The sequence below is a fragment of the Cardiobacteriaceae bacterium TAE3-ERU3 genome, from assembly GCA_019218315.1.
In the GTDB taxonomy this organism is placed as follows: domain Bacteria; phylum Pseudomonadota; class Gammaproteobacteria; order Cardiobacteriales; family Cardiobacteriaceae; genus JAHUUI01.
On sequence record JAHUUI010000002.1, the window covers coordinates 543,664 to 564,431 of the forward strand.

A 20,768-nucleotide genomic window follows, 5' to 3' on the forward strand; every position below is an offset into this window, starting at 1 on the left:
CTCTATATTATGTTCGTGCGCTGTGCTGCTCACGGTACGCAGCGGCCAGCAATACATCAAAATCTTTACTGTCTCGAACCTGCCAGACATCTTTAGCCGCAAGCACCACGCCTCCACGTGCAACGATTTCCATCGCACGTTCGTCGCGATGTACCATCATACGCGGCATCACATAGCGGATAAATTCATCCGCAGGAAAATCATCTGCATGAGCAATGCCGCTTTCTTGGGCGAAGCTGGCAATCATATCGTCCAAAAACTGTGGGTCATAGCAAATAGGCTTGGGGTAGCGCATCGCGCGGTCAAGTAATTCAGCTTCAAGCTCGGCATCTGCACGGATATAAACCGGCAAAGTGTGCTCAAGCAAGTAATCCATCAGCGGAGCATCGTCGAGATATTCGCATAAGCTACCGCCTGCATCATTGATAAAAGCAGTCGCACCATAGCGCCGCTCAGCGCGTGCACGAAACGCAATAAAATCATACATCGCTGCTTTTTCAGCCACGGCAAACTGGCGCTGGCGCTGGCAAAACGTCTCATAATCATAGCCATCTTTACCCAGCTTACCGATATACGCTGATAGCGCGCGTAAATTATCAATGCTCACATGTGGCGCAATGCGGACTGCATCATCACTGAGCAAGCTTTTCAACTGAGGTTGCTGCGCAGCAATCTGTTCCAGCCAGTCCTCTAAAGCCTCATCCATATAATGGGTCGCAATACGATAATCGCCAGAATAGTGATACCAGCCACCAGCAATCAAACGTTCACCCAAAGTAGTCTTGCCTACGCCGGACGTACCAAGCAAAGTAATTGCACGTCGTTTCATCTGTTTTGCTCTACCGCTTGTGCCAATGCGGCTTTGACTTCCTCGACGTGGCCATCAACCTTAACCTTACGCCACGCTTTGACTACTTCGCCCTGTGGGCTGATCAAAAACGTACTGCGCTCAATGCCAAAGCCTTTTTTACCAAACATATTTTTTTCTTTGATCACATCAAATGCGCGGCACAACGTCTCATCAGGGTCGCTGATCAATTCAAACGAAAAGCCCTGCTTTTCCTTAAAGCGCTCATGAGAGGTTAGGCTATCGCGTGACACGCCGAAAATTTGCGCACCGAGAGCGTCAAAATCCGGGAATGACGCAGTAAAATCGCAGCCTTCAGTAGTGCAGCCCGGCGTTGCATCCTTGGGATAAAAATAAAGCACCGTCCATTGCGACTGCAAATCCTCAGCACCGACGTCACCACCCGTACTCTGCCACTGCTTACCTGCCAATGCAGACCAATCAACCGCTTCAGCCATAGTCTTTCCTAGTCAAAAAGGATATTTTGCATCAAAGGCTCACCAACTGCCAAGCAAGATAATACACGCGCCCTATCACGCCCCAAATGGCCTATCACTGAATAATCACGGTAGGTAACGTATAGATGCCATTACTTAGAAAGTTCTGTTCTCATTTTCCATTCGCCATCAAAAAGCTATTGCTACTAATGATGAAAACTGTTCATTAGAACCAATGTTATGAAAAAGAAAGGGAGTTTGAAAGTAAGGCATCATTACTGATGGAGGCGACTACAACCAGTTCACCTCTTCAAAGGCGAACCATCAGCCAGAGTCAGAGATTTAAGGCTAATCCAACCCCTTCTATTAATCTTAGTCTACATCATCTAAATTTGGGCAAATAAACATATATTTAACATGATCATATGATAGACTTAGCATGGTATATGGAAATGAATACGGAGAGGTGACTGATGAGCGCAACTGATGGCATGATGGCGGCATTTACATATAGTACGTTAAATCCTAGATGGCCTGCTTCAAGACCTAAAGTGACCGTTCAAGAGTGGAATGGTCTTGTCGCTAAATATAAGAACATGAAGTCTCAAAGAGATGCGCTTGTTGCAGAACGAGACGAGTATTATCACGCTTACAACAATGAAGTGCATATATCTAATTTACGATTTGAAAATATCCACATGTTAATGAGCTTCATTAATGCAGAACGTGCATTAAATGGAAAGCAACCTGTGTCTTTTGCAGATATCCAGAATGAAAATAAAGGCAATCCTATTTTTGCGGATTTAGTTAAAAAATCCATTGATAAAGGTGATGATTTATCGTCTAAAGAAATATTTTATTCCAGTTGCGCAGAACAATACTGGCATGAAATGAATAACAGTGTTTTTGCTCCTTTCGCTGAAAGACTCGGCACAAGGAAAGGTCAAGCAGAAAAGGAACTTTTGTTGACAGGTCGTCTTGGAGAAATCATGGATGTTGCTGAGAAAGCATCCATGGAAACTTCAAGCCCAGTTGCTGACAATTCGGCTGAAATGGCGGCGAAGGATGCTCAAATTTCTGCTCTCAAAAGACAGCTGGAAGAGCTTGAAAAACAAAATAGAATCCTTCGTGATAGAGCTGACAACTTTCAGCAACAACTGAGACAAGAAATTGAAAGCAATTCTCCACCAGGAATGTCTATGGAAGAAATAGATGAACTTTTTCCAGCGGTAGGTTTCCCTCCAGAAATAAAGTTCAACACTCCAGATAGTAAATGACGAAGGTTTGTTTGCAAAAAATGTAGTTAATAGCATTTTTACAAACACAAAGAATAGCGATATTCTTGATGATGACAAGACAGAAAAATCTTCTGTTAAGTTAGCATCGCCGTCAATGTAAGGTAAAAATAAACAAGAAAAATGCCATAACCCAAGCGCTACAAGAAAAAACAAAGTCTTGTAGCGCTTCAGTATAGGGCTACAGCTGCTTACTCATAATGACCGCTGCTTCACGCCCTTCAGCCGTTGGGTAATAATCTTTGCGCTCAGCAATCACCTGATAGTGAAAGCCCTGATAAAGCTGCTGCGCTGCATGATTACTGGCGCGAACTTCAAGAAATATCTTTTTAATCCCCTGCTTTACCAGCCGCTGCTCAGCGTATTCAAGCAACGATTTGCCAATACTTTGCCCACGATGATCTTCATCAACGGCAATACTGAGTAAAGTCGCTTCATCACACACGGCCTGCCAAGTGGCAAATGCCACGACCTTACCCGCAAGGCATACAACATCAGTTTGCTCGAGATCCATTTCACTCGGCTGATAGACGTCAGCAGCTTGCGCAATGGCTACAATATCGCCCAGCTCATTTGGCATGGCCGGGCGGATGCTCAAAGCAGACACAGAGGGCTATTCGTCGTCGTGGTGCTCGTTATGGAACACAAAGTGCTCACGAATGTGCGAGTGCACAAAGTAGAACGTGTGGTCATAGCGAGGCCGCTGATTGATCCATACTTTTTCATTGTCTTTGTGCTCAGTGACGGATTGCTCGAAGGTATCAATATGAATTAGACGACCGAGCAAATCATCATCCATGCCCTGATCAATCCACAGTGGCAAAATGTCTTTGTCGTTGTTTTCTTCAAACCAATTGAGCGGATCAATATCAGGCTCGAAATTGAGATCAGCGAGATTATCGCGATACCAAGGTGAGTGATAAAAGCCGAGCCAAGGCGCCATCGCCGACACACCACGAAACGCTTCCGGATGGGCAAGCGCCAGGTTCATCGCTAACGTACCACCAAAGCCAAAGCCCATGATGCTGCGGATTTCATAAGCTCGGAAATGGTGTTCTATCACCGCAGGCAAGTTTTTAAGAATGTATTCATGGATCTGCGCACGCTCAGCGTGGTAACGCTGCAGTTTTGTATGTGTATCACCTTCGTAGTCGCCAAATAGATCAGGAATAACGAGGATGGTTTCATAGCGGTTAGCATAGCGCTGATAATCGCTTTGATTAGACGTCGAGCGGGCACTGTCGTGCAAATCCGGCAAGAAATAAACCACCGGGCAATACTGCTCTTCAAGCGCCGCAGTCGGCACATATATCGCCAATTCCACATCGCGCTCAAGCGGCTCAGCGTAGTCGCGGTAAAAGCGCTGCTCGCCTTCAAAGCTGACGTGTTTATCGAGTAGTTCAATATGGTGCGTCATAAAAATTACCTCCTGATTTATGAGGCGCGAAATGCACCTCAACGAGTACTTTTGATCAAAATATTGCCACGGTTGCACGTGGTCAACGATTACGATGCATCTAATGACACGGCATAATGATTTGCCCAGCTTCTGCTTGGCTCAGAAACTGTACTGATTCAACAATATTCGGCTGCCAATAAGTGACTTCAAGAGCCGAGGGCTGCTCTGCTTCGAGTTTTTCCAGTGTACTTTGATTGACATCAAAGCCCTTACCCGAACAGCCAATAACAATTTCATGCCCTTCGATACTGTATTCGATAGTACGCACAGAAGCTTTGCCAGCGGATAGATTTGAGGCCATTGCAAACAGAACAAATCCACCAATAGAAAATATCTTGATTGCCAACACCCAGCCCAGCAAGGAAAAAATACAGCCTATTTTATTGCTGCTGTGCTTGGTTTTCCGATAAGCGCTGCGTACAGCCCATATCCCAATCAAGAAGACAGCCACACCGCCAGCCAATACTCTGTACAGCGCGACAGTGCCTTCCCGCAAAGGCAAATCCGGAAACAGCTCTGACGACAGCCAAAAAAGCACCAATAACAGTAGAAGCAGTACCCAGCGCCAACGCCACCACCAACGCTCATTGAGCACCGGTTGGGCAACTGCCTCTACTGTTTTCTGCATTAGCTGATTTTCATACCCGCTTTGGCACGGCCGCCTTGCAGCAGGATTTGCAGGGTGTCGTTATCACTGGCAGACAAGATCATGCCTTCACTCATACCAAAGCGCATTTTACGCGGCGTGAGGTTGGCGATATAAACGACCAGCTGACCATCAAGCTCTTCAGGGCTATGGAATTTTTTGATACCCGAGAAGACTTGGCGCTCACCGAGTTCGCCAACGTCGAGCTTGAATTTAAGCAGCTTGTCCGCACCTTCGACGTGCTCGCACGACAGCACCTTGGCAATACGCAAGTCGAGCTTGGCGAAGTCGTCAATGGTGATCCATTGTGTGTCGTCTTTGCTTTCTTCTTTCTTTGCTTCTTCTGCTTTGTTTTCTGTTTTCTGATTCATTTTTTTCTCTGCTTCCAAGTCTTCTTTACTGTCTTCAATGATCGCATCAGTATGCTTTTCTTCAATACGCTGCATCAGCGGTTTGAATTTGCCAATTTGCTGGGCGAGCAATGGCTGCTGGATATCACCCCAAGTCAGTGGCTCGATTTGCAGGAACGCTTCCGCATCAGCGGCTACTTGTGGCAATACTGGCTTGAGATAAGCAATCAACTGACGGAATGCATTCAAGCCAACCGTGGCAATACCCTGCACTTCTGCTTTGCTTGCCTCTTCCTTGACTTTCACCCACGGCTTTTCCGCGTCGATGTACTCATTGGCGGCATCGGCCAGCTGCATAATTTCACGCATTGCATGCGCGTATTCGCGCTGCTCGTAGTAATCAGCAATGGTGTCAGCCTTAGCGGCAAACTGCTTGAACAATGTATCATCAGGCAAGCTATCCGCGAGTTTGCCGTCAAAGTGCTTGACGATAAACGGCGCACAACGGCTGGCGAGGTTGACCAATTTACCAACCAAATCACTGTTCACACGGTTGCGGAAGTCTTCCATGCTCAAGTCGATGTCTTCAACGCGCGCACTTAATTTTGCTGCAAAGTAGTAGCGCAGGTATTCAGGGCGCAAATGACGCAAGTAAGTACGCGCTTGGATGAACGTGCCGCGTGATTTACTCATTTTCTCGCCGTTGACAGTCAAGAAACCGTGGCAGAACACACCGGTTGGGCTGCGATAGCCTGCTGCTTCGAGCATTGCCGGCCAGAACAGCATGTGGAAATAGGCGATGTCCTTGCCGATGAAATGATAGAGTTCGGCATCGCTATCCGCTGCCCAAAAATCTTCGACCTTTAACCCTTCGCGCTCGCTCAGTGCCTTGAAGCTACCGATGTAACCCACCGGTGCATCAAGCCATACGTAGAAGAACTTACCCGGTTTATCGGGAATTTCAAAGCCCCAATACGGCGCATCGCGGCTGATGTCCCACGGCTTGAGCCCACTCTCGAACCATTCGCCGATTTTGTTGCGCATCGAGGTTTGCAGCTTGACTTCAGGATTGTTCAGCCACTCTTGTAAATAGCCCTCGAACTTGGGCAAATCAAAGAAATAATGCTCGGTATCGCGCTCGACCGGCGTATTGCCAGAGAGCACCGAATACGGCTCAAGCAGGTCAGTCGGGTCATAAGTCGCACCGCATTTCTCGCAGTTATCGCCATATTGATCTTTAGCACTACACTTCGGGCAAGTGCCTTTGATGAAGCGGTCAGGCAAGAACATCTGCTTTTCTTCATCATATGACTGGCTGATGGTCTTGGAGATGATGTGCCCTTTTTCTGATAGCGTCTTATAGAACTCGCTGGTGTAGTAGCGGTTCTCGTCGCTGTGCGTGCTGTGATACTGGTGATGATTGACGAGAAAGCCCTCAAAATCGGCTTTATGCTCTTCCTTGCTTTTGTCGATCAATTGCTGTGGCGTAATGCCCTCTTTTTCCGCACGTAACATAATCGGCGTGCCATGCGCATCATCGGCGCAAACGTAGTGACATTCATTGCCACGCAACTGCTGGAAGCGCACCCAAATATCGGTCTGGATATACTCGACCATGTGCCCCAAGTGAATCGGACCATTAGCGTACGGCAGCGCACTGGTCACCAAAATGCGGCGCTGTTTTGTTGTTGTCATCTGTTCTAAATCCGGCTGCTTAAAGAAACGAGCTATTGTAGCAAAATGCGGGCGGTAACGCCGCGCTGTCGTCCAGCGCCCAAAACGCCACTTGCGGATAAACCCGCACCACGTAATCGCGTAAAAAACGCTCACTATCACGCATAATCAACGGCTCACCTTGTGGATAAGGATTATAAATTAACAATTCGGGCAACATTGAGCGCGCAGCCAATGCTTCCAGCGTGGCAATCGTGTGGTGAATACTGCCAAGCATCGCATTGCACACCAGCACCAGCGGCAAACCCTGCGCCGCGACCCAATCAGCGGTGAGCATGGTTTCAGCCAGCGGCACAAAAATACCGCCCGCACCCTCGCACAAAACCACATCCGCACCACTGCGCTGGCAAAAATCATCAAAGCGCTGGCGCAATACCTCGCCGTCCACGGCCTGCCCGACCAATGCCGCCGCCAAATGCGGCGAAGCGGGATAGGGAAATGCTGCACCGCAACTCATGCCTTCTTCATCAAGCGCTGTTATTGCCTGCCCACTGCCCTCGCGGTGCGCGATAATATCTGGTGCGATACCGCCATTCATGCCCGTCTGTACCAGCTTAAACGACGTCGCACGAATCCCTTGCGCGCACAAACGGCGCAATAGCTGCGTGGTTACGTAGGTTTTGCCAATATCCGTACCAATACCGCTAATAAAATATCGTTGCATTATCTTGTTACCTGTCTCAAATCCACGCTAGGCGCAAATAGTCATTATGATTGCACATGCTTCTTTTGCGGATGGCGATCAAAAACAGCCAAATAAATGGATGAAGAAAGAATCAGTGCCGCTGAAAAATAAAATACACCATCAGGAATAATGTTAAAGAAGACAAAATCCGCAATGATCGAAAATGGCAAGCCGAGAAACTCCAATCCAGCCAGCTTGGAGGCATCACTATACTTAAAAGCCGAATACATCATGATATGCGCCGTACCACCCAAAATACCTGCACCAACCAACAAACATATCTGCTGTATGCTTGCGATCAACCACCCCTCCATAAACCCAATGAAAGCAGCAAACGCACTACACGTCAGCGCAAAATAGAGCGCCATGGTTGCTGCACTCTCGTTACTGCTCAGAAATTTCGCCTGAATTTTTGAGCCGGCTGTCAAAATTGCTGTAACGACGGCCAAGCCAATACCGTAGAGATACAAGCCATCCAGATTAACTCTATCTATGCCCGGAATAATCAAAATCAATATACCGACAAATCCCAATATGATAGATATCCAGCGAACCCTATTGACTGCTTCTTTGAGAATAAAGATTGCCAACACAGCAGTCATGATGGGCGTCAGATAGCCAATGATGGTCGATTCTGCAATGTTGATATAGCGCAAAGACAAAAAAGAAGTAAAAGTTGCCATACACGCCATGGCACACATCATCGCCACAGAAAAAGGCTTTTGAGGCTTCAATACCGTCTTAAACTCTTTACAAAGAAAGACAAATACAAGCAGTGGAATCAAAGCAAAGAAACTGCGGAAAAACACCACCTGAGAAACAGGAAATTCTACGGTCGTGTACTTAATACAGACCACCATTAAGGTAAACAGCAATGTCGCGCCGACGCGCAGAATCATCCCCAAATGATCTTCTTGATTCATCTAAATCAACCAGCCAATATAAACCACAAAAAATACCGTCATCGCTATCGTGAAAGTGACTTGGCAATTTTCAATGACCACAAGTAGAAATTCAAGATAAAAACGCATCTCACTATTGAAAGCGAATTTACTGTAGGAAACTGAAATCATTCAGCAGATATCAGCGCAGCCTGCCAATAAATTGGTATGCGTGATAAGTGAGCGGATAACCGCGACCGTCGTGTAGTGCCTGATAGCGGTTGGTAAATTGGCGCAAGGCGTTGAAAGTGACCTGCTCACGCAAATGCCCGACTCCACTCAAGCGAATGTGCTTGAGTACCGCATGCGGGGTGGTGAAATGATATAGCTCGCGCACTTCGCGCTGCCACAAGTAGGTGAAATGCTCGCTGAACAAAGCGCGTAAATCATCCACTTGCCAATATGGCAGCCCGATACCGAGGGTATCGCGCAGTTCGCGGTAATGTTCGCCGCAATAAAGGCTGACCACGACCAGCGCATCCGTTGCCAAATGCACACGCAGACGGTGCAGCAAAGCAGGCAAATCGGCGACCCACTGCAATGCAGAGCTGCTCAATAACAGTTGCACGTCATCGGGCAATGTCACGCTGCTGATGTCGCCCTGTAAGTAATGGACGCGCTGCGCCGGTGGTTGCAGGTTATCGGCAAGCACCAAATCATTGAGCCAGTAATCAGCAATCGGTGCTTGCCGCCAGTGGCGGCGCAGTGCTTCGGTGAGAAAGCCTGTGCCACAGCCAATTTCCAGCGCAGACGACACCGGCGCAGAGACCCACTGTACTGCGTTTGCCGCCAACTGCACAGCGAGTTCGCGCTGATGGTGAGCATGGGCGTGATAGGCAGCACGCGAACGAGCAAAGCCTGCACCGATAGCTTCACTATTCATCGGCAATCGTCAAAAAGTGCCTGCCAACTCGACCACTGGCGCAATAAATGATGCGCACCATCGACAACATGCAGTGTGGTATCGCTGCCTGCCCAGCCTGCCCGCTGATTGTCAGGCGAAAAAATGCGGTCGCCACGCGCAATCCATGCGTGTTGCCACGGATAAACCGCATCGACCGCACCACTTTGCGCGAGTAAGTCCTCTAATGCCTGCTGTTGCACGACGACTTCACTATGCGGCAGAAAATGGTCGTAATCATCCTGCACTGCGCCGAGCTGTGTAAACACGCGCTGGTAAAACTTGCGTCGCGTTACCTCATTCAGATTGGCGGCTGTTTTCGCAAACAGTGCGCAAGGGATACCGCGCTGGTCGTCAATACCAAACGGTGTGCCGTTGATGGCAATGCTTTGCGATACCTGAACGTCATGCGCACACAGCCAGCGATTTGCCGCCCACACGCCCATCGACCACGCAACCACCGCCACGTCACGCCCCTGCCACTGCGCTGCCAAATCCGACGGCACGGCTTGCGGCGCAATTACCACCACTTCGCGCCCATCGTCGAGGTGAGCCACGGCATGCTCGTCCATGCCCCAGCCGTTAAACAGTAAAACCGCCGTCATCACGCCCCCAATGCCCGTCGCTGCACGGCAATGCGCTCGCCGACGCGGGCAATGTTGTCAGCAGTCAAATCAGCATTGACGCACAAGCGCAGCTGCGCCATGCCTTTGGGTACAGTCGGATAGCGCACCGCACCCACTGCAATGCCGTCATCACGCAGTGCAGCAGCAAGCTGCATGGTGCGCGCGTTGTCGCCAATCACCAGCGGCACAATCGGCGCCGGACGCGCTGTTGTCGTGCTTATTCCCAACGCACCCTGCATGGCAAGCGTATTGGCAAACAGGCGCTGCCGCGCTGCGGCGAACTCCGGCAACAATGCCAATATCTGCGCCGTCCACGCGGCGACCATCGGCGGCAACGCACTGGCAAAAATCAGGCTGCGACAGTGGTTAACCACATAACGGCGGGTAACCTCGTCGAGCAACACCAGCGCACCATAAGATGCCAGCGCCTTGGCACACGGCATCACCAGCACGTCCACGTCTTGCGCCACGCCCTGCTCGTGCGCGATGCCCAAGCCATCGCCAAAAATACCCACCGCATGCGCTTCATCTATATATAGGTGTGCAGCGAATTCTTCTTTCAACGCAAGCAAGGCTGGCAAATCGCTCACGCTGCCGTCCATACTAAACACGCTTTCACTGACCAGCCACACATGGCGGTATTCACCGCGATGGCGCGCCAACAGCTTGTGCAACGCCTGCAAATCCTGATGCGGATAGCGCAGCAGTCGCGCCGCCGACAAACGTGCGCCATCAATCAAGCTGGCGTGAATGTCCTTATCCGCGACAATCAAATCTCCCTTGCCCGCGAGGATGGGCAACAAACCGATATTGGCGTGATAGCCGCTGTTCAAATACAGCGCAGGACGGGAAAATACCCGCGCCGCAGTCTCTTCAACCAGCGCTGCCGCCTGCGCTGCCCCACCGAGCAGGCGCGACGCACTCGCCGACGATGCCGCACTCTCCTCGTCCAGCCAACGCTGCACAAAAGCACTATAACGCGCCGTATCCCGCGCGATACCGAGATAATCATTGCTGCACAAGTCCAGCCCCTGTACCGCCTCGGGCAAAGTGCGTAATTGACCGGACTGCTGCAAAGCGTCCAGCGTATTTTGCATCATCTTATACATCGCAATACGCCTTGAGTACCGCAACCAGTGCATCGCTCAATTGCTGCAATTCAGCAGCCGAAATCACAAATGGCGGCATCAGATACACTAGCTTGCCAAATGGTCGCACCCACACGCCTGCCTCGACAAACATCGGTGTTATCACCGCCATGTCCACCGCCTCGTGCAATTCGACCACGCCAATCGCACCCAGCACCCGCACGTCTGCCACCGCGTCCCAATCCTTGAGTGGCGACAATGCCGCCTGCAAATGCGCCGCAATCGCCGCCACCTGCTCGCGCCACGCTTCATTGCGCAATAAACCAAGCGACGCACTTGCCACCGCACAGGCAAGCGGATTACCCATAAAAGTCGGACCGTGCATCATCACGCCCGGCTCGGCGGCACTGATCGTATCAGCAACGGCATCGGTGCATAAAGTCGCGGCAAAGCTGACGTAACCGCCAGTCAATGCCTTGCCAATGCACATAATATCGGGCGTGATTACCGCGTGATTGATCGCAAACCACTCACCGGTACGGCCAAAACCGGTGGCAATCTCGTCGGCAATCAGCAATATGCCATGCTTACGACAACGTTCGGCGAGATGGCGCAAATAATCGGGATGGTAAAACCACATCCCGCCCGCGCCCTGCACAATCGGCTCGATGATAAACGCCGCCACTTCATCGCCATGTGCGGCAAAAAAACCGTCCAAAGCCTTAACATCATCCGCGCACAATTCACCATCGAAGCGCGATTGCGGACGCGGCAAAAAGTGCTGCGCCGCCAAGCGCCCTTGATACAGGCTGTGCATACCGGTATGAGGGTCGCACACCGACATCGGATGCCAAGTATCACCGTGATAGCCGCCAAGTACCGTGGCAAACTGTACGCGCTGCGTTTCGCCACGCGCCTGCTGGTATTGCAGCGCCATCTTCATCGCCACTTCGACCGACACCGATCCCGAATCGCAGAAAAACACCCGCGCCAATCCTTGCGGCACAACGTCGAGTAAATCACGCGCCAATTGCACCGCAGGTTCGTGGGTCAAGCCGCCGAACATCACATGCGCGAAGCATTCGCATTGTTCTTGAATCGCGGCATTAAGCACGGGATGCTTGTAGCCGTGAATCACGCACCACCAGCTCGACATACCGTCAATCAGCTTACGTCCGTCTTCAAGGGTCAAATACACCCCTTCGGCATCGCTGACCACATACGGCGTCACGCCGCCATGTGCAGACGCATAGGGATGCCAAATGTGTTCGCTGTCAAATTGCTGGATTGCCGAAGCCATGCCTACCTCAAAAAATCGCCTATTCTAACGCCAAAAACAGCCCTTGCTCAGCCCCTTAATGAACAATCATGAACCATCATTTTGAATATCATCAAGGCACGCGGTTATAATCATTTCTTTTGCAGACAAAAATCATCATGACCCGACAAGCCAGCGTATCGCGCCACACCAACGAAACCAAAATTGACGTCAGCATCAATCTCGACGGCACCGGCAAAGCCAACCTAGAGAGTGGCGTCGGTTTTTTCGACCACATGCTCGACCAGATTGCTCGCCACGGGCTGTTCGACCTCGACATCAAATGCGATGGCGACCTGCACGTTGACTGCCACCACACTGTCGAAGATGTCGGTATCGCACTTGGTCAGGCACTGAAAGAAGCACTTGGTGATAAACGCGGACTGACTCGTTACGGGCACAGCTACGTGCCACTCGACGAAGCCTTATCACGCGTTGTTATCGACTTTTCCGGCCGCCCCGGTCTGCATTTTTACGCCAAATTCACCCGCGACAAAATCGGCGACGTTGATACCGAAACCTTCTTTGAATTTTTTCAGGGCTTCGCCAACCACGCGCAAGCTACCATCCACATCGACAACATCCGCGGCATCAATAATCATCACATCATCGAAACCATATTCAAGGCTTTTGGCCGTGCCCTGCGTATGGCATGTGCCATCGACGAACGTGCTGCCGGACAAATGCCTTCAACCAAGGGCTGCCTATGAACCGTATTGCCGTGATTGACTATGGCATGGGCAACTTACACAGCGTGTGTAAAGCGCTTGCTCACGTTGCCCCAGACGCAACCATCACCCTTGCTACCGATCGCCAAACCATTGCAGCCGCAGACCGCATATTATTGCCCGGGCAAGGCGCCATCGCAGCCTGCATGGCGGAACTACGCAAACTCGACCTCATTGAGCCACTGTTGCAAGCCGCACGCGAAAAACCCTTTCTCGGCATCTGCATCGGCCCACAGCTCATGATGCGCCACAGCGAAGAAAATGGCGGTGTCGATGGACTTGGGTTATTCGATGGCAATGTCGTACGCTTCACGCCCGACCTAATCGACCAAGGCGAAACCATCAAAATCCCGCATATGGGCTGGAATACCATCAAGCAAACCCGTGCGCATCCGCTTTGGGATTGCATCGCCGATAACAGCCACTTCTACTACGTACACAGTTACCACTTGAGCGACAACCCCGACACCATCGGCACTACCGACTACGGCGTCACCTTCCCGGCCGCCATCGCCCGTGACAACATTGCCGGATTACAAGCACACCCTGAAAAATCCGCCGATAACGGACTGCGCTTTCTCGCCAATTTTGTGCAATGGCAACCATGAGTAATCGCCTGCAACTTCGCCGCCCAATGGAAGACGATTTTGCACGTTATTACGCTATCAATAGTGATCCGGCAACCAATACCTTTAATCCGCACGGCGCAATGTCCTATGACGACGCGCGAATTATTTTTGCCGACATTCTCGCCCACTGGCAACAAGAACAATTTGGTATCTGGACAGTAACCCTGCCCGACCAGCTACATCACGCCATTGGTTTCGGTGGCATCTCGTATCGCAACTACGGAAGCACTCGCCACCTCAACCTCGGCTATCGCTTTGACCCTGACTACTGGGGCAATGGTTACGCTAGCGAATTAGCCAACCGCGCGATTACATTTGCATTTCAAGAGCAACAAGCCACCGCAGTATACGCATTGGTTCGTCCGCAACACAAAGCATCCATTCGCGTTCTTGAGAAAAATGGTATGACTTGCTGCAATACGCTTGACGACGTTCCACCACTCGAGCCCAGCCTCGTTTACTACATCCTAAAGCCCACACACGATGAATAACGCACCGCACATAGCCAACGGCGAGCAAATCATCATTTTTGATGGCGTGTGCAAATTATGCAATGCATGGAGCCGCTTCATCATCAAACACGATAAGCAGCATCGCTTTCGCCTGTGCAGTATTCAATCACCCCAAGGCAAAGCCATTCTCAAGCACTTTGGTTACGACAGTGAAGACGTCACCACCATGCTTCTTGCTCAAAGCGACCGTTGCTACGACAAAAGCGACGCTTTCCTGCAAGTCATGCACGGCCTCGGCTGGCCATACCACATCCTGTGTGCCGCCTACATCGTACCGCGCCCTATTCGCGATTGGCTTTACGACCGCATCGCACTGAACCGCTACCATTTATTCGGCAAGTACGACAGCTGTATGCTGCCCACTCCCGATCACCAAAAGCGCTTCCTCGATCATGAATAAGCAAAACCGCATCCACTGGACAGCACGCCTCACCCTTGCCTTTGTATTCATCTGGCACGGATTGGTACCCAAAATCCTACTCACTGACGCACTCGAACATCAAATGATCGCCGCCAGCCCGTTCCCACTACCGTTTGATGCCCGCACTGTTATGCTGATTGCCGGTATTGCCGAGCTAACCATTGGCGCGTTGCTGCTTTATCGTCGTTGGTTATGGCCGGTCTATTTTTCCGCAGCAACTCTCGTCGTATTACTCACCTACTGCGCATTATTTACCCCCGCATTACTCGGCGCAGCATTCAATCCCCTCAGCACCAATCTTGCCGCATTAGCATTGTGTTATATCGTCTGTCTGACACAAAAAAGCCCCGATAAACTCGGGGCTGATCAAGAACCAAACAAATATTAGCCGCCCACTACCAGCCGCATCATTTCGCCAGTCAGATAAGCACCAATTGTACCTACCGCATAGCCGAGAATGGCCAGTAATACACCAACCGAAGCAAGTGAAGGATGGAATGCTGCAGCAACGACTGGTGCGGATGCAGCACCACCTATATTGGCTTTTGAACCAACTGCAAGGAAGAACAGCGGCGCGCGAATCAGCTTGGCAACAATAAATAGCAGCGTGATGTGGAATAAGATCCATACAAAGCCGACCAAGACCAACTGCCAATGTGAGAATATTTTGGTCAGATCCATGTGCATACCAATAGCTGCCACGAGGATGTAAATGAATGCTGAACCAATTTTTGATGCGCCACCATGCTCGTAATCCCGCAGAGGCGTAAACGACAAGGCAATCCCGCCAACTGTTGCCGTCAGTACCAACCATAGGAATCCGCTAGATAAACTGTATTCTTGCGCCCATGGGAATTGCGCAAAGTAGCCACCAATATGATCCCCGGCCAGATGACCCAAACCAACCACAGCAAAGGCAATACCAAGAATAATCATAATGTCATTAAGTGATGGGATTCGCTCATTTTCACGCTGATAGCGCTCGACTGTCTGCTTTAATTCATCAATACTGCGTGTATCAGCCTTAAGCCAGCGGTCGATTGCATCGGATTTTTTGGCAAGAAATAATAGTGTAATCAACCAAAACTCAGCGACAATCACATCAACCACAGCCATCGTACCAAACAGCGTGTCATTAACCTGATGCAACTCTTTCATTGAGGCCATATTTGCGCCTCCACCAATCCAGCTACCCGCCAATGTCGCCAGTCCTTTCCACACTTCACCGGCAACCCACTCTGGCGCAATAACATGAAATAACCAGATCGCAAATGGCCCACCCAGCATAATACCGATGGTTGCGGTAAAAAACATCGCCAATGCTTTCCAGCCCAGCCCGAGAATTTTTTGTAAATCAATACTCAGCGTGAGCAGCACAAGGCTGGCTGGTAGAAGGTAGCGCGAAGCAATGTAGTAGATATGATCACCACTATCCGTACTTAAAATACCTGTCGTAGATAACAAACCGGGTAAAAAATAGCACAGCAATAACGCCGGCACATGATGATAGAACTTTGCCCAGAAGCCCTCTTTTTTTGCTGACGTATAAAAAATAAAGCCGAGCAGCGCCATGATCACGCCAAATACCAGCCCATCATTGGTAATCAATGCTTGACCTGATTCCATCGTTCCCTCCATTAGACTATAAACAAAGGAAAAATTGCTTCATTCATATGAAGCAATACCCACAACCAATATTCTGACAATCATGTTGCAAACATAAGATAAATGCAATCCCTTTTGTATATGACACATTGTTGGTTATGATGATCCTTTTTAGGATTGATTATGCTGCCCATCCCCGCTATAGACCTCAAAGACGGTCAATGCGTCCGCCTCAAGCAAGGTCGTATGGAAGATGCCACTGTATTTTCGGATAACCCTGTAGATATGGCGGCACACTGGATTGAGCAAGGAGCAACTCGCCTGCATCTCGTCGATCTCAATGGCGCATTTGCCGGTAGCCCGCAAAATGCAGATGTCGTCAGCGCCATTGCCAAACGCTTCCCCGATATTCCACTACAAATTGGCGGTGGAATTCGCGATGAAGCAACAGCCAAACACTACTGGGATTTAGGTGTGGATTATTGCATCATTGGCTCAAAAGCGGTGTCTGATCCGGAGTACGTTGCTGAACTTGCCGCAAAATACCCGAAAAAAATCATTCTTGGTATTGATGCGAAAGATGGCATGGTCGCTACTGATGGCTGGGCAGAAGTTTCAAGTGTCAAGGCTACTGATCTTGCCCGCCGTTTCAGCGCCGACACCATTGCCGCAATTATCTACACCGACATCAGCAAGGACGGCATGATGGGCGGCGTTAACGTCGCACAAACAGCCGAGCTTGCCGCAGCGACTGATATTCCGGTCATCGCTTCCGGTGGTGTCGCCTCACTTGATGACATCATCGCCCTACGTGATGCACAGCCGGCTATTTATGGCACCATCGTCGGCCGTGCTATTTACGACGGTGCATTTACCTTACGCGAAGCATACGAATCTGCTGGCATCTAAATAAGAAAAAGCCGGATGATGGCATCCGGCTTCATATCTATCTTTCTATCAACTGATTAATTACTAAAAGCGTGAGCAGCTTCCAGAGCAATAATCATCATATCGTTGAATGTGGTTTGGCGCTCTTCAGCCGTTGTGGCTTCACCTTTGAGAATATGGTCAGAAACAGTACAAATTGCCGCTGCTCTTACACCAAATTCAGCTGCAACACCATAAATCCCCGCCGCTTCCATCTCTACACCAAGAATATTGTACTTCTTCATCACTTCGAACATGTCAAAGTCTGGCGTGTAGAACAAATCTGCAGAGAACAGGTTACCAACGCGTGCTTTTTTACCGTGAGCTTCAGCTGCATCAACCAGTGCACGGGTCAGCTCAAAATCAGCAATTGCCGCAAAATCATGTCCGCGGAAGCGGATACGGTTAACGCCCGAATCTGTTGAAGCCCCCATACCGATAACAATATCACGCACATTGACATCATCCAGCACAGCACCGCAAGAACCAACGCGAATGATATTTTTCACACCGTATTCTGTGATCAGTTCCTTGGCGTAAATCGAGCATGATGGGATCCCCATGCCGTGCCCCATCACCGAGATTTTTTTGCCTTTATATGTGCCGGTAAAGCCGAACATATTGCGCACATCAGTGACTTGCTCAACGTTTTCAAGGTAAGTTTCGGCAATGTATTTCGCACGCAACGGATCACCAGGCATCAATACCGTTTCTGCAAATGCACCATCGGGAGCATTAATATGTGGGGTCATGTATTTTCTCCAGTCCTTTCAATCGAGATTTGTACATCCGCCCGATAGATCGAGCGGATATAACCACAAAAATTACAAGCTTGCTAATGCCTCGTTAAACGTCTTGCTTGGTCGCATTGCTTGAGCAGCTTTCTCAGCATCTGCAGCGTAGTAACCGTCAATATCAACTGGCTTACCTTGTACGCCGTTCAGCTCAGAAACAATCTGATCTTCATTTTCAGACAACGTTTGCGCTAAAGAAGCAAACTTCTCTTTCAATTCAGCATCTTTATCTTGCGCTGCAAGTTCTTCAGCCCAGTACAACGTAAGGTAGAAATGGCTTCCACGGTTATCAAGCTCATTGACTTTACGCGATGGTGATTTGCCATTGAGCAATAATTTTTCAGTTGCCTTATCAAGTGCATCAGCAAGTACTTGCGCTTTTTCATTACCGGTCTTTTGTGCAGTGTGCTCAAGTGACACAGCTAATGCGAGGAATTCACCAAGTGAATCCCAACGTAAGTGGTTTTCCTTAAGGAATTGCTGCACATGCTTTGGTGCAGAACCACCTGCTCCAGTCTCAAATAAACCGCCACCATTCATCAATGGCACAATAGAAAGCATTTTCGCACTTGTACCCAGCTCAAGAATTGGGAACAAATCCGTCAGGTAATCACGCAGAACGTTACCAGTCACAGAAATGGTATCCTTACCCTCTTTGACACGCTTGAGTGTGAAGCGTGTCGCCTCCTCAGGCGCCATAATGTGTAATTCAAGACCATCAGTATCGAGATCTTTGAGGTAGCGCTCTACTTTTTTGATCAGCTCTGCATCATGAGCACGGTTTTTGTCGAGCCAGAATACAGCCGGTGTATCACTCAGGCGTGCGCGAGTTACAGCCAGCTCGACCCAGTCCTTGATTGGTGCGTCTTTTGCCTGGCACATACGCCAGATATCACCTGCTTCAACGCTGTGCTTCATCAATACGTTGCCGTCTGCATCGACAACACGTACTTGGCCATCAGCAGGGATTTCAAAGGTTTTGTCGTGCGAGCCGTATTCTTCAGCTTTTTGTGCCATCAGGCCAACGTTAGGCACGGTGCCCATTGTGGTCGGATCAAATGCACCGTGCTCCTTACAGAATGCGATAGTTTCAGCATAAACACCTGCATAGCTGCTGTCAGGAATAACAGCTTTAGTGTCTTTCTGCTTGCCATCAGGTCCCCACATTTGACCTGATGCCCGAATCATTGCCGGCATAGAGGCATCGATAATGACGTCGCTTGGTACATGTAGATTAGTAATACCATTGTCTGAATCGACCATAGCCAGCTCTGGGTTATTAGCAAATGCTTCCTTAATAGCTGCTTCCACATCACTTCGTACATCTGCAGGAAGCTTATCAAGATTATTTACAAGATTGCCAAAACCGTTATTGACGTCAATACCAGCTTCTTTGATTGCATCAGCGTGTTTGTCAAACACATCCTTGAAGAAAACTTTGACAGCATGGCCAAAGATAATTGGGTCAGATACTTTCATCATCGTCGCCTTCATGTGCAACGAAAACAAAACATCCTGCGCTTTAGCATCGGCGATCTGCTCAGCTAAAAAAGCCACCAGTGCTTTTTTACTCATCACTGTACCATCGATCACTTCTCCCTCAAGGATAGGGAAAGAGTCTTTCAGCACAGTAACTGATCCATCATTACCCACAAATTCAATTTTGATATCAGTGGCATGATCAAGAGTCAGTGATTGTTCATTATGAAAGAAATCACCGCTGCTCATCGTAGCAACGTGAGATTTTGAGTCTTTAGACCAACCCCCCATACTATGCGGATATTTTTTAGCAAAGTTTTTAACCGCTTTTGGCGCACGACGGTCAGAGTTACCTTCACGCAAAACCGGATTAACCGCACTACCCTTGATTTTATCGTAGCGCGTACGAATATCTTTCTCTTCATCACTCTTTGGACTATCTGGATAGTCTGGCAGTGCATAACCTTTATCTTGAAGTTCTTTGATCGCAGCTTTTAATTGCGGCATAGACGCGCTGATATTAGGCAGTTTAATAATATTCGCTTGAGGCTCTTTAACCAATTTCCCCAGTGCCGCTAACGCATCCTCTTGACGCTGATCTTCCTGCAAGTAATCTGGGAAGCTGGCCAAAATACGCCCAGCTAATGAAATATCACTGGTCTCTACATTAATGCCTGCTGTTGACACAAATGCCTTCACCACAGGTAGCAAAGAACCTGTAGCAAGTGCTGGTGCTTCATCAGTATGGGTATAGATAATGGTTGGTTGACTCATAAGATTCCTTTATATAGATACAAAAAGCTTTACAGCGCTAATGATACCATAACCAAACAATACATCATGCTTAGCGTATCTCTAAGCGCGATACTAGCTTGTAAAGTACAAGCCTAGAGGTGAGGCCAATATTCACTATTACACTGGATACAAGAATCTGATTCACTTGCCATATATAAAACTCACAATCTATAGCAAGGCATTTTAACTTTCATCTAGGGTATTAGCGAAGCCTGCATAGTCTGGTAGAGCAAACGATGTCATACAGGGAATCCCAAAAGTGTTTGGGTATGTATGTCTGGCTTGAACCTGCTACACGTAAACGTAGAGGGAAACCAAGCTTGCTTCGATCACGGTTTAAGGTATCTAGCAAGTCGTTTAAGAAGATTAAGGGAGAGGCGTTATTTTTGAGCTTTTCGGTCATTCTAAAAAAGCCCCTTAGCGCTAGCTAAGGGGCTGTGTAAAGCCCTGACGGTGACCTACTCTCACATGGGGAGACCCCACACTACCATCGGCGATACTGCGTTTCACTTCTGAGTTCGGCATGGGATCAGGTGGGACCACAGTTCTAT

22 protein-coding genes and 1 rRNA gene are annotated in these 20,768 nt (G+C 49.2%); 7 read left to right on the forward strand and 16 right to left on the reverse strand.

Annotation, left to right across the window (positions count from 1 at the left end; all coding sequences use genetic code 11):
* Positions 1-7: 7 nt before the first annotated feature.
* The gene (locus KRX19_06100) at positions 8-829 is read right to left on the reverse strand and encodes a hypothetical protein (GenBank protein ID MBV7434598.1); all 822 of its coding nucleotides are present in this window, start codon (positions 827-829) and stop codon (positions 8-10) included.
* Positions 826-1,305 carry a peroxiredoxin gene (locus tag KRX19_06105; protein MBV7434599.1) on the reverse strand — a complete coding sequence of 160 codons (480 nt, stop codon included), beginning with the start codon at positions 1,303-1,305 and terminating at the stop codon, positions 826-828. The genes KRX19_06100 and KRX19_06105 overlap by 4 nt, the downstream gene beginning before the upstream one ends.
* 452 nt (positions 1,306-1,757) lie before the next feature.
* On the opposite strand from KRX19_06105, the gene KRX19_06110 reads away from it, so the two are divergent.
* Positions 1,758-2,561 carry a hypothetical protein gene (locus KRX19_06110; GenBank protein ID MBV7434600.1) on the forward strand — a complete coding sequence of 268 codons (804 nt, stop codon included), beginning with the start codon at positions 1,758-1,760 and terminating at the stop codon, positions 2,559-2,561.
* A gap of 199 nt (positions 2,562-2,760) precedes the next feature.
* Here KRX19_06110 and rimI read toward each other — a convergent pair whose 3' ends face one another.
* The 10 genes from rimI to bioA all read right to left on the reverse strand — a co-directional run bounded on the left by rimI (position 2,761) and on the right by bioA (position 12,309).
* A complete protein-coding gene (gene rimI, locus KRX19_06115) occupies positions 2,761-3,186 on the reverse strand; it encodes a ribosomal protein S18-alanine N-acetyltransferase (protein ID MBV7434601.1) in 426 nt (141 codons plus the stop codon).
* Positions 3,187-3,192: 6 nt separating this feature from the next.
* Positions 3,193-3,996: an esterase family protein gene (locus KRX19_06120; GenBank protein ID MBV7434602.1), complete on the reverse strand. Its 804-nt coding sequence runs from the start codon at positions 3,994-3,996 to the stop codon at positions 3,193-3,195.
* A gap of 100 nt (positions 3,997-4,096) precedes the next feature.
* Positions 4,097-4,666 (reverse strand): hypothetical protein, encoded by a 570-nt coding sequence (locus KRX19_06125; protein ID MBV7434603.1) that lies wholly within the window; start codon positions 4,664-4,666, stop codon positions 4,097-4,099.
* Positions 4,666-6,729: a methionine--tRNA ligase gene (metG, locus tag KRX19_06130; protein MBV7434604.1), complete on the reverse strand. Its 2,064-nt coding sequence runs from the start codon at positions 6,727-6,729 to the stop codon at positions 4,666-4,668. Before metG ends, KRX19_06125 begins: the two co-directional genes overlap by 1 nt.
* A gap of 19 nt (positions 6,730-6,748) precedes the next feature.
* Entirely contained in the window at positions 6,749-7,432 is a 684-nt protein-coding gene (gene bioD, locus KRX19_06135; GenBank protein MBV7434605.1) for a dethiobiotin synthase, read from the reverse strand.
* 44 nt (positions 7,433-7,476) lie between these two features.
* On the reverse strand, positions 7,477-8,376 hold the full coding sequence (locus tag KRX19_06140) for a DMT family transporter (GenBank protein MBV7434606.1): 900 nt from the start codon (positions 8,374-8,376) through the stop codon (positions 7,477-7,479).
* A 160-nt stretch (positions 8,377-8,536) separates the two neighbouring features.
* The gene (locus tag KRX19_06145; GenBank protein ID MBV7434607.1) at positions 8,537-9,277 is read right to left on the reverse strand and encodes a methyltransferase domain-containing protein; all 741 of its coding nucleotides are present in this window, start codon (positions 9,275-9,277) and stop codon (positions 8,537-8,539) included.
* Positions 9,274-9,900 (reverse strand): DUF452 family protein, encoded by a 627-nt coding sequence (locus tag KRX19_06150; GenBank protein MBV7434608.1) that lies wholly within the window; start codon positions 9,898-9,900, stop codon positions 9,274-9,276. The genes KRX19_06145 and KRX19_06150 overlap by 4 nt, the downstream gene beginning before the upstream one ends.
* Positions 9,900-11,030 carry an aminotransferase class I/II-fold pyridoxal phosphate-dependent enzyme gene (locus tag KRX19_06155; GenBank protein ID MBV7434609.1) on the reverse strand — a complete coding sequence of 377 codons (1,131 nt, stop codon included), beginning with the start codon at positions 11,028-11,030 and terminating at the stop codon, positions 9,900-9,902. Before KRX19_06155 ends, KRX19_06150 begins: the two co-directional genes overlap by 1 nt.
* A complete protein-coding gene (gene bioA, locus KRX19_06160) occupies positions 11,023-12,309 on the reverse strand; it encodes an adenosylmethionine--8-amino-7-oxononanoate transaminase (protein MBV7434610.1) in 1,287 nt (428 codons plus the stop codon). The genes KRX19_06155 and bioA overlap by 8 nt, the downstream gene beginning before the upstream one ends.
* 137 nt (positions 12,310-12,446) lie before the next feature.
* Here bioA and hisB point away from each other — a divergent pair, with 137 nt between their 5' ends.
* Genes hisB through KRX19_06185 form a run of 5 tightly spaced genes read left to right on the forward strand, consistent with a single transcriptional unit; the run spans position 12,447 to position 15,005 of the window.
* The gene (gene hisB, locus KRX19_06165) at positions 12,447-13,037 is read left to right on the forward strand and encodes an imidazoleglycerol-phosphate dehydratase HisB (protein MBV7434611.1); all 591 of its coding nucleotides are present in this window, start codon (positions 12,447-12,449) and stop codon (positions 13,035-13,037) included.
* Positions 13,034-13,663, forward strand: a complete 630-nt coding sequence (hisH, locus tag KRX19_06170; protein MBV7434612.1) for an imidazole glycerol phosphate synthase subunit HisH — start codon at positions 13,034-13,036, stop codon at positions 13,661-13,663. Before hisB ends, hisH begins: the two co-directional genes overlap by 4 nt.
* The gene (locus tag KRX19_06175) at positions 13,660-14,175 is read left to right on the forward strand and encodes a GNAT family N-acetyltransferase (GenBank protein ID MBV7434613.1); all 516 of its coding nucleotides are present in this window, start codon (positions 13,660-13,662) and stop codon (positions 14,173-14,175) included. The genes hisH and KRX19_06175 overlap by 4 nt, the downstream gene beginning before the upstream one ends.
* The gene (locus tag KRX19_06180) at positions 14,168-14,596 is read left to right on the forward strand and encodes a thiol-disulfide oxidoreductase DCC family protein (GenBank protein ID MBV7434614.1); all 429 of its coding nucleotides are present in this window, start codon (positions 14,168-14,170) and stop codon (positions 14,594-14,596) included. Before KRX19_06175 ends, KRX19_06180 begins: the two co-directional genes overlap by 8 nt.
* Positions 14,589-15,005 (forward strand): DoxX-like family protein, encoded by a 417-nt coding sequence (locus tag KRX19_06185; GenBank protein MBV7434615.1) that lies wholly within the window; start codon positions 14,589-14,591, stop codon positions 15,003-15,005. The genes KRX19_06180 and KRX19_06185 overlap by 8 nt, the downstream gene beginning before the upstream one ends.
* Here the strand turns inward: KRX19_06185 and KRX19_06190 are convergent.
* Positions 15,002-16,255 carry a DUF819 family protein gene (locus KRX19_06190; protein MBV7434616.1) on the reverse strand — a complete coding sequence of 418 codons (1,254 nt, stop codon included), beginning with the start codon at positions 16,253-16,255 and terminating at the stop codon, positions 15,002-15,004. The genes KRX19_06185 and KRX19_06190 overlap by 4 nt on opposite strands.
* Positions 16,256-16,405: 150 nt before the next feature.
* Here KRX19_06190 and hisA point away from each other — a divergent pair, with 150 nt between their 5' ends.
* The gene (hisA, locus tag KRX19_06195; protein ID MBV7434617.1) at positions 16,406-17,131 is read left to right on the forward strand and encodes a 1-(5-phosphoribosyl)-5-[(5-phosphoribosylamino)methylideneamino]imidazole-4-carboxamide isomerase; all 726 of its coding nucleotides are present in this window, start codon (positions 16,406-16,408) and stop codon (positions 17,129-17,131) included.
* Between the two features lie 56 nt (positions 17,132-17,187).
* On the opposite strand, the gene deoD is transcribed toward hisA, so the two are convergent.
* The 3 genes from deoD to rrf all read right to left on the reverse strand — a co-directional run.
* Positions 17,188-17,901, reverse strand: a complete 714-nt coding sequence (deoD, locus tag KRX19_06200) for a purine-nucleoside phosphorylase (protein ID MBV7434618.1) — start codon at positions 17,899-17,901, stop codon at positions 17,188-17,190.
* Positions 17,902-17,973: 72 nt separating this feature from the next.
* The gene (locus tag KRX19_06205) at positions 17,974-20,196 is read right to left on the reverse strand and encodes an NADP-dependent isocitrate dehydrogenase (GenBank protein ID MBV7434619.1); all 2,223 of its coding nucleotides are present in this window, start codon (positions 20,194-20,196) and stop codon (positions 17,974-17,976) included.
* Between the two features lie 466 nt (positions 20,197-20,662).
* Positions 20,663-20,768: ribosomal RNA gene (rrf, locus tag KRX19_06210) — 5S ribosomal RNA — on the reverse strand; the annotation flags it as partial.

What these genes read in the sequence shown, in the direction of transcription:
- KRX19_06100 (MBV7434598.1), bottom strand. Translation starts at nt 829, where the DNA reads ATGAAACGACGTGCAATTACTTTGCTTGGTACGTCCGGCGTAGGCAAG.
- KRX19_06110 (MBV7434600.1), top strand. Translation starts at nt 1,758, where the DNA reads ATGAGCGCAACTGATGGCATGATGGCGGCATTTACATATAGTACGTTA.
- bioD (MBV7434605.1), bottom strand. Translation starts at nt 7,432, where the DNA reads ATGCAACGATATTTTATTAGCGGTATTGGTACGGATATTGGCAAAACC.
- metG (MBV7434604.1), bottom strand. Translation starts at nt 6,729, where the DNA reads ATGACAACAACAAAACAGCGCCGCATTTTGGTGACCAGTGCGCTGCCG.
- KRX19_06155 (MBV7434609.1), bottom strand. Translation starts at nt 11,030, where the DNA reads ATGTATAAGATGATGCAAAATACGCTGGACGCTTTGCAGCAGTCCGGT.
- hisH (MBV7434612.1), top strand. Translation starts at nt 13,034, where the DNA reads ATGAACCGTATTGCCGTGATTGACTATGGCATGGGCAACTTACACAGC.
- KRX19_06180 (MBV7434614.1), top strand. Translation starts at nt 14,168, where the DNA reads ATGAATAACGCACCGCACATAGCCAACGGCGAGCAAATCATCATTTTT.
- deoD (MBV7434618.1), bottom strand. Translation starts at nt 17,901, where the DNA reads ATGACCCCACATATTAATGCTCCCGATGGTGCATTTGCAGAAACGGTA.
- KRX19_06185 (MBV7434615.1), top strand. Translation starts at nt 14,589, where the DNA reads ATGAATAAGCAAAACCGCATCCACTGGACAGCACGCCTCACCCTTGCC.
- KRX19_06205 (MBV7434619.1), bottom strand. Translation starts at nt 20,196, where the DNA reads ATGAGTCAACCAACCATTATCTATACCCATACTGATGAAGCACCAGCA.
- hisA (MBV7434617.1), top strand. Translation starts at nt 16,406, where the DNA reads ATGCTGCCCATCCCCGCTATAGACCTCAAAGACGGTCAATGCGTCCGC.
- KRX19_06150 (MBV7434608.1), bottom strand. Translation starts at nt 9,900, where the DNA reads ATGACGGCGGTTTTACTGTTTAACGGCTGGGGCATGGACGAGCATGCC.
- KRX19_06140 (MBV7434606.1), bottom strand. Translation starts at nt 8,376, where the DNA reads ATGAATCAAGAAGATCATTTGGGGATGATTCTGCGCGTCGGCGCGACA.
- KRX19_06105 (MBV7434599.1), bottom strand. Translation starts at nt 1,305, where the DNA reads ATGGCTGAAGCGGTTGATTGGTCTGCATTGGCAGGTAAGCAGTGGCAG.
- KRX19_06125 (MBV7434603.1), bottom strand. Translation starts at nt 4,666, where the DNA reads ATGCAGAAAACAGTAGAGGCAGTTGCCCAACCGGTGCTCAATGAGCGT.
- bioA (MBV7434610.1), bottom strand. Translation starts at nt 12,309, where the DNA reads ATGGCTTCGGCAATCCAGCAATTTGACAGCGAACACATTTGGCATCCC.
- KRX19_06175 (MBV7434613.1), top strand. Translation starts at nt 13,660, where the DNA reads ATGAGTAATCGCCTGCAACTTCGCCGCCCAATGGAAGACGATTTTGCA.
- hisB (MBV7434611.1), top strand. Translation starts at nt 12,447, where the DNA reads ATGACCCGACAAGCCAGCGTATCGCGCCACACCAACGAAACCAAAATT.
- KRX19_06120 (MBV7434602.1), bottom strand. Translation starts at nt 3,996, where the DNA reads ATGACGCACCATATTGAACTACTCGATAAACACGTCAGCTTTGAAGGC.
- KRX19_06145 (MBV7434607.1), bottom strand. Translation starts at nt 9,277, where the DNA reads ATGAATAGTGAAGCTATCGGTGCAGGCTTTGCTCGTTCGCGTGCTGCC.
- KRX19_06190 (MBV7434616.1), bottom strand. Translation starts at nt 16,255, where the DNA reads ATGGAGGGAACGATGGAATCAGGTCAAGCATTGATTACCAATGATGGG.